7 protein-coding genes are annotated in these 17,232 nt (G+C 42.2%); 1 reads left to right on the top strand and 6 read right to left on the bottom strand.

What is annotated here, in order from left to right; genetic code table 11:
• Positions 1–93 precede the first annotated feature (93 nt).
• Positions 94–6,153: a X2-like carbohydrate binding domain-containing protein gene (locus BUB77_RS13650; protein WP_073276818.1), complete on the bottom strand. Its 6,060-nt coding sequence runs from the start codon at positions 6,151–6,153 to the stop codon at positions 94–96.
• Between the two features lie 462 nt (positions 6,154–6,615).
• Positions 6,616–10,851 (bottom strand): glycosyl hydrolase, encoded by a 4,236-nt coding sequence (locus tag BUB77_RS13640; RefSeq protein ID WP_073276813.1) that lies wholly within the window; start codon positions 10,849–10,851, stop codon positions 6,616–6,618.
• Between the two features lie 819 nt (positions 10,852–11,670).
• Here BUB77_RS13640 and BUB77_RS13635 point away from each other — a divergent pair.
• A complete protein-coding gene (locus tag BUB77_RS13635) occupies positions 11,671–12,204 on the top strand; it encodes a hypothetical protein (RefSeq protein WP_073276811.1) in 534 nt (177 codons plus the stop codon).
• Positions 12,205–12,270: 66 nt separating this feature from the next.
• On the opposite strand, the gene BUB77_RS13630 is transcribed toward BUB77_RS13635, so the two are convergent.
• From BUB77_RS13630 to BUB77_RS13615, 4 genes are all read right to left on the bottom strand, one after another.
• Positions 12,271–13,227 (bottom strand): ROK family protein, encoded by a 957-nt coding sequence (locus tag BUB77_RS13630; RefSeq protein WP_073276809.1) that lies wholly within the window; start codon positions 13,225–13,227, stop codon positions 12,271–12,273.
• 36 nt (positions 13,228–13,263) lie between these two features.
• On the bottom strand, positions 13,264–13,587 hold the full coding sequence (locus BUB77_RS13625) for a cupin domain-containing protein (RefSeq protein ID WP_073276807.1): 324 nt from the start codon (positions 13,585–13,587) through the stop codon (positions 13,264–13,266).
• Positions 13,588–13,709: 122 nt separating this feature from the next.
• On the bottom strand, positions 13,710–14,609 hold the full coding sequence (locus tag BUB77_RS13620) for an aldose 1-epimerase (protein WP_073276805.1): 900 nt from the start codon (positions 14,607–14,609) through the stop codon (positions 13,710–13,712).
• A gap of 194 nt (positions 14,610–14,803) precedes the next feature.
• Positions 14,804–17,230, bottom strand: a complete 2,427-nt coding sequence (locus BUB77_RS13615; protein WP_073276803.1) for a hypothetical protein — start codon at positions 17,228–17,230, stop codon at positions 14,804–14,806.
• Between the last annotated feature and the right edge of the window lie 2 nt (positions 17,231–17,232).

The following is a 17,232-nucleotide window of genomic DNA, read 5'->3' as shown; positions in this document are numbered from 1 at the left end:
CTTATCATCCGGCTACTTGAATTTCAAACCGGAATTACTTGAATTCTTCCCAGCCAATTCTTGAAAAAACTGGCTGGGATTCTTTCCCTTTCCTTACTTCACAGTTACCTTAACCCTTGCCACAGCATCGCCTGCTTTGATAACCACATAATCTATCCCTTTGGATTTTGCCGTTGCTATACCTGATTTTCCTGCTATCACTACGATGGATTTTTTCGTGGTACCGTATACAACATCTGCTTTTTTGTAACCAAAGCACTTAACGGAAAAGGCTGCCTTTTCACCTGTTTTCATGGTGACTGCTTTCTTTTCTGTCTCAAGGTAAGCTTTCCTTACCTTTACTTTTGTTGCAAATGTTCTAATCCTGCCATCCACTGTAACAATTGTCTTAACCGTTACGGTTCCATTCTTAAGGGCAGTAATCTTTCCAGTATCGGATACTGCTGCTATTTTGCTGTTGCCTGACTGATAGGTTATCTTGCTTTCGACGGAGCCGTTTTCAATGGCGTTTTTTATCACCTCCGGTAAACAAAGGTTTATTGCTGCGGATTTTCCTGTTGTACCCCCGGCGTATAAGGTTTTCTGTTCCGGTGTTACGGTTATTTTCCCAAGCTCATCCTCAATTAAGGCTTTCTTGCTCAGGACAATTACATAATCGGATGCATGCCGGAAAGCAAAGGCTGTATTTCCGTTATCATCAATTTTACTGATACCCTGCAGCAATAAGGTCTTCGAAGCCGGATCATAATAGAACAGGTTGGCGATTAAGCCCTTATCCTTCTTATCCAGGTTCATTTCCAGGGTCGCACCAAATCCAAATTCTCCGTTGTGGATAAGCTGAAGCTGCAGGGAGCTGTTTTCTCCGGCGGTATTCTTTACGGTTTCACCTGGAATAACATTTTCCCTTCTGGTTACGGATAAATCGGTATCCCTCAGATTGTCACCTGTGATCGTAAGGCCATTTAACACCCAATTGTAACCTTCCATCTGAAGCTTAAGGGTAATATCTTTTCCTTTCAAGGTAGAAAGGACTTCTTTCGGCAGCACTGTCTCTTTCTTCATATCGATGGCAACCTGGCTTTTCTCCTGTTTTCCTTCTTCTGTGCTGCTAATATTTTTTACAATTGCATCCCAGCCTGCCGCACCATCACTGCCGGCAATCTGAGGCTCTGCTTTAACCGGTGTTACGATTGGTGCAGGTTCCTGATAACTGCCTGTGGCTGCTGTGGTATTCATTATTTTTACATTCAGGACAGCTGCATTACCTTTATCAAACACAATAGCCAGCACATGGTCACCTAAGCCCAGCCCTGTCAGATATTCCTTCTTAATGGTCAGCCTCGTTCCGTCAACCGCATAATTTTCCGGGCCCAGGATATTTCCATCCAGGGTAATACCGGTAATCACTGACGCATCGTTCCAGGTGATGCTTGTATTGATGTCCGCCTTATTTTCATATCTTTGATCGAACCCTGTATTGGCAGGGGTGATAACAGCACTTACTACAGGTGCCGGCGTTGTATCTGCAATATTCACCAGCAGGATGAAGGCATCCCCTGCATCAAACTCAACCTTAAGAGGATGGCTTCCTGCTGACAGCTGAGACAGATACTCCTTCTTTATAGTCAGGCTGGAGCCGCTGACAGCATAATTTTCTACAGCAATAGAATTCCCGGCATTTTTAATATCCGTAATCTTCGTGGCATCATTCCAGACGATTGTTGTAGTAACATCTGCCTGATATTCCGGGTTTTTATCAAAGCCTGCACTTGCCGGACTGAGAACAGCACTGCCCGGTGCCGTCTCTGTTGTATCCGTGACACTGATGTATAAGGCAGCTGCATTTCCTTTGTCAAACTCAACATGGAAGGTGTAGTCTCCTGCTGCCAGCCCTGCCAGATACTCCTTCTTTATGGTCAGAGTGGAGTCACTGACAGCGTAATTGGCTGGGTCAATGGAGCTTTCTGCATTTCTGATATCCGTAATCTTTGCAGCATCATTCCAGGTAATTGCAGTGCTGGCATCTGCCTGTTTCTCCGGGTTCCTGTCAAAGAACAGATTGGCCGGAGCGATAACGGCACTCACTTCTCCTGTTATTTTAACCAGGCCGTCCATTGCACTCTTAAGGTCTCCCTGTGCCTTATCCACTGCCGCCTGGCTTGCATCCTCATCCTTTAAGACAGCCTCTGCCGCTGCCAAGAATATCTTAAAGCTTCCATAGCTTTGAGCAGTATACTCTTCTTCTTTTAAATCCCTTACCTCATCATACAAGCTCTGCAATGCATTTTTATTTATAATAAATAATTGTCCGTAAGCTTCAAATTCCCAGACAGAAAATCCCCATTCCTGATTCGTTGTCTTTAATGCCTGAAGTCTTAGATAGTCAGCCTTTACAGGTTCAAAGGTATATCTCAGGTTCTGCTCTTTATTCCCGCTTACCTGCTTTATTTCTTTCCATACCGTTCCATCCTTGGAATACTGCAGGATAAAATCCACCGGAAGAGCCGATTCAAAGTACAGGGCTATACTGCTGATTTCATATTTTCCCTTTAAATCCACCGTAAAACTGGAGTTCTGAGGTGCATTTTTTGCAGAGCCCCAACGTGTTGCTAAGCTGCCATCGGTGGCCTTATAAGCATCACTGCTATTGGTTGTAGCCGAAGCACTCTTATTTAAGGCAACATTCACCAAGTCCTGATTTATGATTGTTATTGTCTGTGATGCCCTGACGCCTGAGCCGTCCGCCGCCGTAGCCACCGCTATTACAGTACCGTTTTTCATCGGATTTACAGCACCGTAAGGTGTAATAGCTGCTATATCGGTTGCATTGCCGTTTATATCAGTCAGAGACCATACAACTCTTCCATCGGAAACATCATTTGGCACAACATTGGCATAAAGCTGCAAAAGGGCACCCTTTTCCGTAATTGTAAAATCACCTGTTCCGGAAGTAATTGCAATATCACTGGCGGAAGTTGTGATTTCCGGGCTTCCAAAAACCTGGAACTCGATAATACCGGTCTTATTGTCTCCCGCCTGAGAGGATACAAGCTTTACATATTTCGCCTTTACGGACTGGTTCAAAACAATTATCTCGGAATAATTCTCCCTGCCTGAGCTGATGCCGCTGCTTCTGGTATAAACACTATTCCAGCTCACTCCGTCTTCCGAAGTCAGCAGCTGAATTGCTTTGGGCTGGTTGCCCTCATACCAGCGGATTTTCATGCCATTTACAGGTATGGTCTGTTTCATTTCGATTTGGAACCACTGGTTCGCATCATTATTAGCCCCGCGCCACCAGGTCAATTCATTTTCGTCAATCGCTTTTTCAGGGGTAGAAGCGTCGTCCGCATAATTGGATGCCGTTACTTTTGCCCCGTAGGAAAAGGTCGTAACCTTTTTTTCTGAAATATGAATTGTTTTTGAAGCGGTGAAAGAACTGCCGTTTGCATCCTTAACCGTTGCATTGACAGTTACCTCTCCCGGCTTTACTGCAAGAAGAGTGCCGTCCTGGCTGATTCCGGCAACAGCATCGTAACCGCCGTTACTGATACTCCACTGGACATTCGTATATTCCTGCTCCGTATCGTCCTGATTGACCACGCTAAGCTTGGTACTCTGATACTGTTCCATAGTATCTGCTGCCTGGATTACAGGCCCATTAAGAACATTCACCTGGGCTTCTACCGCTTGCTGGTTAAATTCAATCCTTCCGCCGACTTTTACAATTCCGGCAGCTGCAAAATCCTCTGACTTCAATTCATTCCACTTGATTTTAACAACACAATTATGCGTTATTCCATCTTTATCATAGGTTGCCGCAACGGTCTCCGGTAAAGCCGGAACCTTGCCCGCCAATACGGAATCCTTCACCGGCTGGATTGTCACATCCTCCTTATATACCTTTACTGTTGCGGTCACCTTTAGTTCCGTGCCATATATGGAGCCCTCCACCTTAAATTCTGACTGGGCCTCCTCACCGCTGTAGGAAGCTTCCGGAATCTCCGGCCAAATAGCCAGTGCATCCATGGCCTCCCCCTTACCGTTGGCAACCGTTACGGTTTTAGGTAATTCCGGCTTTGTACCCTTAATCGTATACACAGTAACATCCGTATTCTGGGTCTTCTGTACCGTAGCATCTCCAATGGCTGTCAGTTCCCCCATATCAATCCGAAGGCCGTTCAGCATATAGGTGTAATCAATCATGGCCGTAGCGTTAAAGGAGGACGGCTCAACACCTTCCAACTTTGCACTTCCGCCGCTGACACGCAGGCACTCGGCAAAGTCCACATTTTTTACCACATTACAAAGAACTGCACTTACAAATTTCTTCCATTCACCTTTCAGCTGCGGATACTTTAATTCTTTTTCCATCAATCCATAGGCTGTATGGACTCCGTCACCATACTTGAAAAAATCAAATCCAAGCAGGGGAGCATCATTATTTCTGAAATTCAGATAGCTTTGAACCAGCATATCCGTTAAATCCTTCGGAAAATCAGCAAACAGGGAGGAATAAACATAATTTAGGGCATCCGGCTGATAGGAATCGTGACTGCTGTATTTATAACGGTTCTCTCCCGTCTGGTTCAGGAAACGGAATGCCATAATTCTTCCGGTGCCCGTTGCATAATCATACTCCTGGAAGAACCAGTCACGGGAATTCTCACCCATCTGTGTTTTTAGGTTTTCATACATGGCTATATCATCATATTTCCCTAAGGCTTCACATATTTTTACTGCATAATTAACATCACTGAACCATTGGGTCACAAAGGATATATCCTTTTCGTCGGAAAAATTCTGAGAGCCGTAAATCCATCTTGGATTTTCAGCACGCCACAGCAGATAGCGGCGGATATAAGGGTACAGATCCTCCAGTTCATCCTTCTTATCAATCCCCTTTTGAAGAAGGTTGCTGTAACAAACCCATACCGTATGTGCTTTCTGTGACGGCAGGCACTCACCATCCAGGATTCCGTTTTCATCAATATTGTAGATAAAGCCTTTCACCGCATCCCAGGCTATTTCCGGTTCAACAAGGGATAATTCCTGTATGTTAAAAAAGGATTCCCAGGAACAGCTATTGGGAGCAGAGGCCGCACCATGTGCCCATGTGGAAGCTTTGCCCAGAGTCACCTGGTAATAGGGATAGCCCTTTTCCGGTGTCGGCTCTACAATATTCTGATACTGAAAAGCCCATGCCGCATAAAAGGACCTGCGGTGCTTCTCTGCACTTACAGAAGCATTGCTGGCATTGCCCGTAACCCCCCACACTGTCGGTGCAGGCACTTTTGCCAGCTTTCCATCCCAAAATGTTTTTGTGGCCTGTAATTTATCAGAAAGCCTATTCCCCACTTTCATCGTTTCCCCTGCCAGTTCAAGTGCTTTTGAAGCACTGTTGCTGCCTGCATTCTTTGGCAGTAAGGTCATGGAAAATGCAACATTGGCCGTATCCGTATCAAATGGAATCAGCACCGACCAATCCTCTCCGTTTACGACCGGCTTTAATAATTTACTGACATTTGTCGTATCATTCAAAAGCATAAGCTTATATACCAGCCAGTAATCCTTCTGCTCCACTAAAAGTGTTCCATCCTCCTGGAGACTGATTCCGCTGATTTTGGCAGACATTTTCAGCTGTGCCTCCGCTGCGTCCTTCACGCTGATAAGACGTACAAAAGTATTCTTATCTGCAAAAAATTCATCCATATGTAAGCTGCCTTTTGAATATGTGGCATCGGCAGTCAGCTTATAAGGATACCATGCGGTTTTCAGGGTCTGGTAATCTGACACTGCTCCGCCTTTTGGACCCATTTGGATTTTATGCATGGAATCTTTTGTTTGAAATCCATTCACTGCAAAAGCAACATTAAGATTCATACCCCCGTCATACTTGGCCTTCTCCGACCTTTTTCCATAATTGGTCACCATACGGCTTTCCGGATAACTCAGCCACCGCCATTGGTCATCATCATTATTCATAACCGAATCCGAATCAAAGGCCTGGTCCCCAGTCAGGTCTACCGTACCAATTGTTGCGGCTTTTTCTGCCCCGGGTGCCGCATCGACCCTGGTCGATAAGCCGGGAGTCTGCAGCGAAAAAAGCATAGTAAAACACAACACTCCGCTTACCCATTTTTTCAGTTTCATTTCTACCATCCTCCTTAAATTTCCGTTTACCTGCTATCAATTTTTAGCAAATAATACGGTTGTTTTTTTAGTATGCAGATTTATTACTTTAACTTCAACAGAATATTGCTTGAAAAGCATTAAAACATATACACAATGTACAATTTCGTTTTTTACTATGTGAAAATAATAAAAATGAAATTCCAGGATAACACAGTGATGAAATTCTTCTTGCAAATAAAAAAAGAGCTCATTCAGGATTTGAAATATACGCGCCCTGAACAAGCTCCATAGGAAACCTTAATTTTATAAGAATTACGGTATAAAAGGGATAATAACACATGAATGAACAAGTGTTATTATCCCTCTTTTATTACACTATCTTTTCATTTATTGTCTTATCTTATTATTTATTACCTTTCCTTCCCTTTAGCCTGCCTATAAAGATTTTAACCAGATATCTGCTTATTTGATGTTGACTGCTTATTTAATGATAACTGTTTTTACCTGCCCCTTTCCTTTTAATAATTTCTTATAAGCAGAGAGCTTTGAGGATGGAACTTTAATCGTTGCTTTTTTGTTGATTCCTTTCAATGCATTTGCACCAACCTTAGACAGTTTCTTTGACTTTATCGTTATAGCCTTCAGATTACCGTCTTTATAAAATGCATTTTTTCCAATCGTTGTTACATTTTCAGGTATCGTAATCCTAGTCAGAGAGGTGCAGCCTTCAAAAGCACTGTCTCCAATGGTAAGGATATTCTTTCCAATGGTCACGCTGGCTAATTTTTTATTTCCTTTGAAAGCATTCTTATTAATTGCTGTAACCTTATAGGTCTTATCCCCAATCTTAACAATGGCAGGAATAACAACCTCCTTAGCTTCCTGTTGAGTTGTGCCTAGATAAATCAGCGTATCTTCCTTACCTGCCGTACTTACAACCTTATATTTGTTTGTTCCAACTGTTACTGCTGTATTATCCTTTGGCTGTACTACCTTAAAGGTTACCGTTGCCGCTGCTTCCTTATATTTTGAATCTGCAGCCTTTGCTGCCTTAATTGTAACAGTACCGATTGCCGTTGTCTGTACCTTTCCGGTTACGGCATCCACAGCTGCAAATTCCTTACCCGATGTTACCTCAAAGGTAACCGCGCCGCTTCCGCTTCCGCCGGCAGCCTGTAAAGTGGCAGTTTCGCCAAGCGTCAATTCACTTCCCACTCCGGTAATCTGAAGTGCTGCCTGCTCCAGGGGCTTCGTTCCTTCTCCGTTATTTCCTCCCGGCGTAGCAGGCGTGGCAGGCTCCTCCGTCTTCGTAATGTCCTTGAATACGGCCTTTGTACTGTCACTCTTTACTGCTGTTATCTTGTCATAATAGATTGTGCCGCTTACCTTATTGTCCACCACTGCCGGAGTGGAAGCAATTGCATTCACCCACAAGCCGAAGGAGGTTACCTTACTGCTGGCGGCTGCCAGGCCTCCCTTTGGATTACCGGCTGTATCCCTTTCGCAGAAATCGGAGAAAGGAATTGTAACCAGCAAAGGAATTGTTTTATCCTTGTATTCATCATACAGGTTCAGATAGGTTTCATATACCTTGCCCATTGCTGTAATCTGTACAACTACCTTTTGATTCTTTCCATCGGGAATGGTGTAGAATTGTAAGGCATTACAGCCTGACCAGTCCACTTCCTTTGATATTGTGGCGCCAGCCCAGCCGTCGGAGGTTTCTTCATATGCAAATTTCATTGCATAGTCTCCGTCATAGACCTTTTCTTTTTCATTTGTCAAAGTAAGGGCGATTTTACTTCCGGTAGCTTTATTGACTGCCCATTTTCCGGTCAATAATGAGTCAACACCGCTGTAATGTTCAAATCCATCGATTTCATAAGGATCCTCTGCCGACGGCTTAATGTTGAAAATGGCACGAATAGAATCCAGCTTTGTGCCATTGATATACAGCTCAATGGTTCCCACATATTCACCGAGCTTTTTCAGATTCTCTGCATTCAGCTCTGCCTTATAATACTTTCCGTCCAATTTTGCTGTTACGGGAACGCTTACGCCTTTTCCATTAAATACGACCTTTACCGAATCTGCCACTGCGGCTCCATTTACTTTTGCAGTTACTGTCAGGGCGTCTAATATCCTTGTTCCTGAAACAGGGGATACCAGATATCCTGTTGCATTTTCCGTTGTTCCTGATACCTGAATATTTAAGGTGTTGGAAATGGTGGATAATACGCCTTGCTGGTTCTTTGCAAATACACTTCGTCCATCATTAAAGTAATCAATAAAGTAATCCAATAATTCATGGCCGCGAAGGGTACCGTCATCCTTTTTTTCTTTTACATAAGGAGTATAGAAACCATCTTTTTCACCAAAGTTTGCCCATAACAGGAAATAGGATGCCTTCGAATCCGATACTGCCTTTAAGAGTGTATTATACCAGTCTTTATGACGGTTTCCTGTCTTTAGGAGCGCTGTCTGATTGTCCCCCTTTTGTGTATCATTGCTAATGCCTGTTTCCGTTACTGCAATCAGCTTTCCGTGTGCTGTTCCAAAGGCTTCTACGATACCAAGGGCTTTCTTGAAATCTGCAAACCAGGTATTTTCGTTATTTTCAGTCGGAGCCTTGTTATAGATGTCAAAGCCTACCATATCGACATAGTCATCTCCGGGATATCTCTCCCCATACTCTGCTACATCCGCTGCCTCACTGCCCGGTCCGTAGACATATAATAAATTATGTACGTTCTTCTCATCACGGAGGTATTCCACGGTGTATTTCCAGACATTTTTATAGGCAGCCGCATCACAGAAGGCAGCGCCCCACCAGAACCAGCTTCCCGTATTTTCATGGAAGGGACGGAATAAAATTGTTCCATCCACATGATTTGCATAATCGGCAATCATATCAAGATATGCGTTATACTTATCATTGTATTGTCCGCCGGGCAGAAGCTGGTTCATGACATCCCCTGTCAGAACATTGGGAGTATAGCCGGCAAAATCGTATTTAGCATAGATTGGATCACTGCCCTGTGCATAGGCTGCATTCTCTTTTACAACTGAGAAATTTGGCATATGCGCTGACATGGTAATAATGGCACCCTGCTGAATATTTTTATTGGTCAGCGCCGCTGCTGCCAGAACATTCCCCTGGGCTGTAAGCTCGAAGGTCTGGTCTCCGAATTCCGTATTATATCTTTTTGCACTGTATTCATTCCCTGTTAAGGACAGCGCATCAATTCCGATAACTCCGGCGACAGAGCCTGTCACATCCAGGGTATCGGAATAATTGTAACCAACGGCACTGCCGCTGACCACACCCGCCTTATGCCAGGTATCATTCTGATGTCCAAACAGAACGCTGCTGGAATCCCCCATTGCCTGGAGATAGGCATAGATTGCTTTGGTATTATTTGAAGCTTCCTTATCAACAAGCTTGATATTGGTTGCGATATTTGTTTCTTCCGAAGAACCGTCTTCCTTGGAGGTCTGTAATTTGTTATCTGCAATCGCTATACCGGCAGTCTTATCATTAACCGGTACCGTTGAATTTACATAATCCTCATCCCCGGCGGAGGTCTCCTTTATCAGCTTAAGATTGTCAATCCATATACTACCCTTATAGGTGGTATTCACACCAACAATACAAAGTACCGTATTACAGCAGGTATTCTGGGTAATCGGATTGAAAGGAATTTCAACCTTTACTTTCTTAAGGCCATTCCCCGCATCCTCGGCCTTTGCTGTATCAACCGGCACATTAGCTTCCGCCGCGGAAGGATAATCCCCATTTACAGTGTCATGGTACTGTAATACTTCTTTGATTTGGAAACCGCCGTTTAATTGGGCGGGATCATAATAAAAATCAAAGGTTGTCTTGTTAACGCCTGCAAGTGCTAAATCCCCCCATTCCCTTACAGCCATCTGGCTCCAGCTGTAAGCTCCGTCCGCACTGTAATCAACATTCACCTTCAGCATACCATTGTCATGTGCCACGGAAGTATTGGCTTTACCTGAATATTGCCAATCCCAATCTGTGTATTCCCAGCCTCCGATCCCCTCATCGAAGTTCCATTCCTTCGCTACATCAGAAGTAGCACCACCATTGCCTTCCACATTAATTAAATGGGCATTGGCCACACTGATGGTACCGGAATAATTACATAGATAACCGGTGAACTGTACCGTAACCTGATTCACCAGGTCCGTTACAGCCTGGGCAAAAGCAGCATTTCCATTCCAAGCACCGCCGACATTTGCTCCTACCGTTTCTCCAAATGGAATACTTACAGACTTTTTATAATAAGCTGTCCCCTCAATTGTAACCTTTTCTGTAAAGTCCGTTGCTTTCAACTCGGGAATTGTATTTGACTGGACCCAATTCCAATTGGAACCAATCCTCAGTACACCTACCGGCTTCAAAATACCGGAAAAATCAGGTGCATTCCCCTTATCCGGCAATAAAATATCCATGATAAGAGTTGTCCCGACTGCAGGAATAACTGTAGTTGTCAATCCAATATTGTTTTCTTTTCCGCTGTTATTGTCCCAAGTACTGGACGAATCGAAGGTATAGTCATTAGAGACATCAATCTTCTCCTCCGCCGCAATTACAGAGGAAGCCGGAACAAAACCTGCCAAATTGGCTGAAGTGACAACCAGGGCCGCTGCCAATGTAAAGGCCAGCGTTTTCATTATTCGCTTTCTCATCTTTTTTCCCCTTTTTATTTAGTTTTTAGCTAAATTTTAGTAATTAAATTAGCTTACAAAAAGAATAGCAGACATGGTCAATTTAGTCAATATTTTAATTTATTTTTATTTTTTTTATGCATTTTTTACTTGAAATGCACAGCATTGCAACAATACCCAGTAATAGCTTGTTGATTATATATAAATTCTCAAGATATGCGACCAATGATTTTATCTTTTTGAGTTCATATTTAATTTAATTTTTGCAATGTTATTAAGTAAATTATAGTTATTCTATAACCATTGATTTTAGTTATTTGTTTTGTCAATTGTTCTTTGCTAATTGTTCTTTGTTATTTGTTAATAGTTCTTTTCTTTGTTAATTGTTATTTACTATGTTATTTACTATTTTCTTTTGATTTTTATTTTTATACTTGCTTTTTGTTTAGTTCTATGGGTATAAAAATACATTCAGCTCTGTAAAAGTTGCTTTATTACATTTTTACACACCAAGTATACATGGATAAAAGCTGATATTAACTAACCAAATTCAAATCATTTGAATCTGCATTTATACTATTTTTACTTAATTAAATGTTTACAAAATGCTAATCGTTAAGCTAATTTCTAATAAAATCAAAGCTGATAACACATTAGGATTAATAAAATTCAGGGAAAGCATTAAGAAAATTTTTGATAAGACGATATAATATATAGAAATTATTGGATGGATTTTTTTAAGACCACGGAAGGTATCGTTAATGTAACATTAGCTATACCTTTTTTTGCGTTTTTTACTGCTCCATTCAAAATCATAAATCAAAAGGGAGAAAGTGTATAATGAATGTAACAAAGCAACTATCGAACAGTATTTCCGATATCCAGTCAGCTGGTTCTTTCCTTAATCAAAAAGAACCAGTAAAAGAGAATTCCTGGGCAAGCCCTCTTTCTTTTGAGGACATCTTATCTGAAAACAGGAATAAGGACTCCGTAAACAGTGATAAAGCATCTGCTGCAGGCAAGTCCCCGGTATCCCAATCCAAAACATCACCCTATGGGGAGTTGGCGGATGATACGGGATTGATTCATTATAACGGAGTTACCTTTCAATGGGATGCCAAGCGCAATACATTATCTTTGGGCGATACCAGTGATGATTCCAAGATTTTAAAAATCCCTTTATCCATGGGCGGCACTTTAAAAGTAAATGTCAATAATATTGATGAACTGGCAAGAGCTATCGGGATGTTCAGTGCCCAGGACCAGAAACGAATTCTGGATGCCTTAGCAACCTATGCAAGAATACAAAAGAAATTAAATGAATTTGATACTAACGTTAACGAAGTATATCAAAGTCTGACTGTTAAGAAATAGTTCTACCGGATTTGTGCCAATTCCAAAGGCACAAATCCGCCAGATTATTTACCAACATGAATCCAGTTAACACTCTAAAAAAGCTGCCCCGATAATACCGGCATCATTTCCCAATTCTGCTATTACCAAATCTGTTTGCTTTTGTGAGGTACAGGAATATACCTGGCTAAAAACAGCATTTTTTAAAGGCTCTAAAAACAGGCTGCCCGCCGCGCTGATACCTCCGCCAATACAGAGAATATCGGGCTGGAAGAGATTAATCATATTGGTAATTCCCACGGCAAGGTAATCAATATAATTCTTTGCAACCTGCCTTGCGGTTATGTCCTTAAGGTGCACCCCTTTGAAAATGATTTTTCCATCCACCTGGCTTATGTCTTCCCCGCATAATTTCCACAAAGCACTGTTTTTATTCCGGTTCATCGCTTCCCTTGCCTGGTTTATTAAGGCGGTTGCAGATGCATATACTTCATAACATCCATTTCTTCCGCAATTGCAGGGAATCCCCTTGTAATCTATCACCATATGTCCAAACTCTGCCGCACTGTAATTGGTGCCTCTGTAAATGGATCTATTTACAATAATACCTCCGCCCACACCGGTTCCTAAGGTGACGGCAATAAGGGAGTCACAGTCTTTCCCTCTTCCTGCTCCTGCTATAAATTCTCCCCAGGCCGCGGCATTTCCGTCATTATCAAAAAATGTCTTCTTATGCAATTTCTCTTCCAGTAACCTGGCAAATGGGACATGGGAAAAAGGCAGGTTATTGGCATATTCAATAAAGCCATTCTCCTTGTTGGCCGTTCCGGGAACACCAATGCCGATGGATTGCACCTCATCCATAGTGAGGTCCCTTTCTTCCAGCAGCTGCAAAACCAGCTGTACAATATCAGATATGATTTCTTCCGAAGAACCTTTTTGATTGGTTGGAACGGAGCCTTTTGAAACGATTCCGCAGCTTTCGTCTACAATACCCGCCGCAATATTGGTTCCGCCTAAGTCGATTCCTACTCTATATTTCATATTGCTCCCCTCTGCGCACCATACACGCTTTTTTCCTTATATCAAAAAATCTTTTCTCATGGGATTAAATACATCCACTAACATTCCATCCTCTAATGCAACTGTTCCATGGACACTGTTTGCCGGCATAAACAAACTGTCCCCTGCTTTAACGATTTTTTTCTCTCCGTCAATGGTAAATTCAAAACTTCCCTTTACAATATAGGTAATCTGAAGATGGGGATGGGAATGAGTATAGCCGCAGGCTCCTTTTTCAAAAGTAATCTCACACATCATTAATTCTTCTGAATAGGATAATATCTTTCTTTTCACACCTGGCTCGCAATCTTTTGCGATTACATCCTTATTATATATGAACATTTTCTTCTCCTGTCTGCGTATAAAGCGCGTATCTGTTTTTGTAGTTTATGGACTGTTAAATCTATATTGATTTCCATTTTATGATACTACTTTCTCAAATTGTAAAAGTCTTTCATGAACTTTCAGCTAAAATGAAAGACAACCCAGCCTTTTTTTCTTTCACCCGGTGATAATACGGTCAGCCCTGATAACTCCTTTTCCCCCCGGTCATACAGGTTAATGGCATCTGTGGAGCAGGTCTGTGGCTCCACACAAAAAAACTTCTCCGTCTGGGGAGTATATACGACCATATGGGAAAAAGAAGAATCCGTCTTTATATCAACTTTAAAATCAGGATATTCAATAACTGCCTTTTTCTCTCCCAATAATCCGGTATACACATCATCCAGCTCAAGCTTATTTACTTGTTTCCCTTCGGTTAAGTCATACGGTGTATTGGCTGCAGGTACCAGCCTGCCTGTTGGCAGCATTTGTTTGTCTCTTTCCATTACCATTCCTCCCTGAATACTGATTGTTTCGGAGTCTGATAACCGGTTAAAAAAGGGATGAAGTCCAAATCCAAAGGGCATATTGCTGAAACCATCATTTATAACTTCGTAACTATAATGAAGCTCTTGTCCGGTTATAGAAATCCTTATATTTAAGGTACACAAAAAAGGATACTCCTTAAACAAGGGATTTTTTTCTGTGATTTTTAAACAACCCGTAATATAAGATTTTATTTCCTTTTCACCGGTTTCTGTAACCAGGAAAGGAGCATTCCTTGCCATGCCATGCATTTTCGCCGGATATTCCTTCCCTTCGAAGGTGAAGATGGAATTTTTTGTACGGTTGGGCGTAGGGAAAAGGATTGGAATACCATAGGTTTTACCGGCTTCCTGTCTCTCCTTTTGATAAGATACCACTTCCATATTTTTATAGCATAAACGGTATAAATTCATACCGTCCTCTGCATTGATCCAAATATTGAATACCTCATTTTCCAACCGATAACTGTTTAAATCCTTTTCTTTTGTTATCATATTATTCTCCCTTACCTGTCCAGTTCTTCCTTGTGATACTGTAGAAAGAAAGATGCTACAGCAACTTTGCTCTGCCTTTACCGCCTGTCCCTGTTTTTATAGGCAGGTGTAAATACAGGCATTATCCGGTATCCTTGCTGTATTGCCTAAGTACATCATGTACGCCATAATTCCTTACCTTTCTTTCAATTCCACTATATAAACTGGGTTTGATCCTCCGCCTTTTCATACTTTAACACAAAATCCTCTTTAGCAGTTAATACCAGTGTATCCATATGAAAAACCGGCTGAAAGGATAAACAGAACTGGTAGAAACCTTCTAAATCCCCACATTCCCCGGTGTCGCTGCAAACACAAAAATAGGCAGCTTTTCTATTGTAAATACGGTATTCCGCGTCAAATAACTGGTCGTTGTAGGGTTCTTTTATACCGCTGCTCCAGATTCCAAGATATCCATCCCCTTTTTTCCCAATCAGCCAGTCATTTTCCTCTTTCATTTCCTCAAATCTGCAGCTTGCCCAATGGATATGGGTAAAATCAATGGGATGCTCCTCAGGAATCACATAAATGGAGGCTATAGCCTGATCAATCTGCTTGACTGCGGGCATGACCCCATTGCCAAACCAATACCCCGGACGAAGAGAGCTTTCATCACAGGGACCGCCGGGATGATTGACAAATACCAGCGTATCCGGGCTTAGTGCGGCGCTCCACATATGCTGCTGATAGCCGTAGACCCCCGGTTTAAAGCAGGTAGTACCATGAAACCTTTCATTTAAGGATTTAATGTATTCATGGGACCCTGTATCACATTCCTGCAGAAAGCTTACATTCTCCCATCGTTTGAATCCGTCCTCCCTGGGCGACTGGACGGAAGTAAGTATATAATTCCTGGTCTTATTTAAACGGATCAAAGCATTGCCGGTCTTATACTCTGTTTTTACCGGGTTATCCATAAGAGGAACCATATGAAAAGGCAGCTGGTACTTACTGGTGGCATAAAAACCCAGCCAGCCTTCCCCATAAGAATAGGGGTTTTTGGGATTCAGCATATTGATCAAGGACTGCAGACCCTGCATAAAAGGATATATTACGTCCCTGTAAACCCTTCCCTGGGGAGCAATTACAGAGCCTTTAAAGGTATGGATGGATAGCATATAAAAAATCTTATCAACAAGGGCCGCGGCACGTTTTGATATGGCGTCCTCCGTAAAATCAATGACATTCAGTAAGGCGATAAAGGTAATACACATATAGATTCCGCTTAAAAATTCTTCAAATCCATACTTTTCAACATCCTCTATCCACTCCATCACTTTTCTGCGGTTTTGTTCATACAATTTCCTTCCGGTAAGCCCTGACCTGGTAAATATTTCGTCCGGGTACATTTCTCCCGCATTCATGGCACTGACATAAAACATCAGAGAATGGTTTTCACTCCAGAAACACATGGCATCGGACCCTGTTTCATCCATCCAGTATCTGAAATTTAACAGCACCTCCTTAGCCCGTTTCTGCAGTTCCGGGGATATTTCATAATTTTTTATATACCGGATGAAAGAGCATACCAGAAAGTCGGCACAGTCCATACGGCTTTCAATCTGAGCCAGGGTTTCATAAATATTACCGTCATCATCCTCACGGATACGGTTTACAGCATGCCTTGCCAATATATTAAACATGGAAAATCCGATATTTTCTCCCCGATCCAGCTTAACCACTTCAGAAATACGCCGGTATATTTCCTCCATATTTTCTTCAAAGTTATCTTTATTCAGGTAAAGGGGCTTTATATCACAAAGGATTTCAAACTTCCGGCTGAGTTTTTTCCCGGATACAGGAACAGTTATAATCACATATGGATTGTCTTTTTTCAGCTCCAGCTCATCTAACCCGGAGATATCTTCATATGCAACTCTTTTATCCCCTAACGTAACATCCGGACTTTTGGAATCATAACCTATTGAAGTACCCGGCATGGCTTTGTAAGGGAATAAAAGCCTGCGGCCGCTCAATGTGATTTCAGACAGCCATTGTTCCGCCCCAAGGAAAGGTTTTGTCATTAAGGAATCCGGAAGCTCCACTCTTATTTGTTCTGTCCGTTCTAAAATCTGAATTCCAAAGATATTACGGGTATCCCTGACCCCCAGATTCTGCATACGGATATAAATCCGGTTTATGCCCTTATTCAGTTTCAGTTTCATATCCGCCCTATTAACAGGTTTATATACCGGTTCTTTTAATTCGGCAGCCAGGCTGTCATTTAACCAGACCTGAACCGCGGCATAACTCCATAAATAGGCAGCAACGGTTATTTCTTCTTCCGTTGCCAGATGAACTGCTGCAACCAGATCAATCTTAGTTAAGGAAGAATAAAAGGAACTTTTATCAACAAACCAGTTTCCATAGGAATAATAGTATTCCCAGGGAAGTGAAAGCTCACTGTCCGTGTCCATCCCGGCCTCTTCTTTGGGGCATTCCTTTTTAAAGTCCGTTACGATGGACCTTAAATACTTCTCATACTTTAACTGGTTCCCGTCGGAAGTATGGTCAATAAAAGGGACTTCTTTTGGCCCGGAGATTAAATAATGGGTTATAAAACCCTGTCTGTTCAGTTTCATAA

It is taken from the genome of Anaerocolumna jejuensis DSM 15929 (assembly GCF_900142215.1).
GTDB lineage: Bacteria > Bacillota > Clostridia > Lachnospirales > Lachnospiraceae > Anaerocolumna > Anaerocolumna jejuensis.
This window is presented reverse-complemented; position numbering and strand designations above follow the sequence as displayed.

Coding starts and splice junctions, on each gene's coding strand:
- BUB77_RS13650 (WP_073276818.1), bottom strand. CDS start 6,153: ATGAAACTGAAAAAATGGGTAAGCGGAGTGTTGTGTTTTACTATGCTT.
- BUB77_RS13640 (WP_073276813.1), bottom strand. CDS start 10,851: ATGAGAAAGCGAATAATGAAAACGCTGGCCTTTACATTGGCAGCGGCC.
- BUB77_RS13635 (WP_073276811.1), top strand. CDS start 11,671: ATGAATGTAACAAAGCAACTATCGAACAGTATTTCCGATATCCAGTCA.
- BUB77_RS13630 (WP_073276809.1), bottom strand. CDS start 13,227: ATGAAATATAGAGTAGGAATCGACTTAGGCGGAACCAATATTGCGGCG.
- BUB77_RS13625 (WP_073276807.1), bottom strand. CDS start 13,587: ATGTTCATATATAATAAGGATGTAATCGCAAAAGATTGCGAGCCAGGT.
- BUB77_RS13620 (WP_073276805.1), bottom strand. CDS start 14,609: ATGATAACAAAAGAAAAGGATTTAAACAGTTATCGGTTGGAAAATGAG.
- BUB77_RS13615 (WP_073276803.1), bottom strand. CDS start 17,230: ATGAAACTGAACAGACAGGGTTTTATAACCCATTATTTAATCTCCGGG.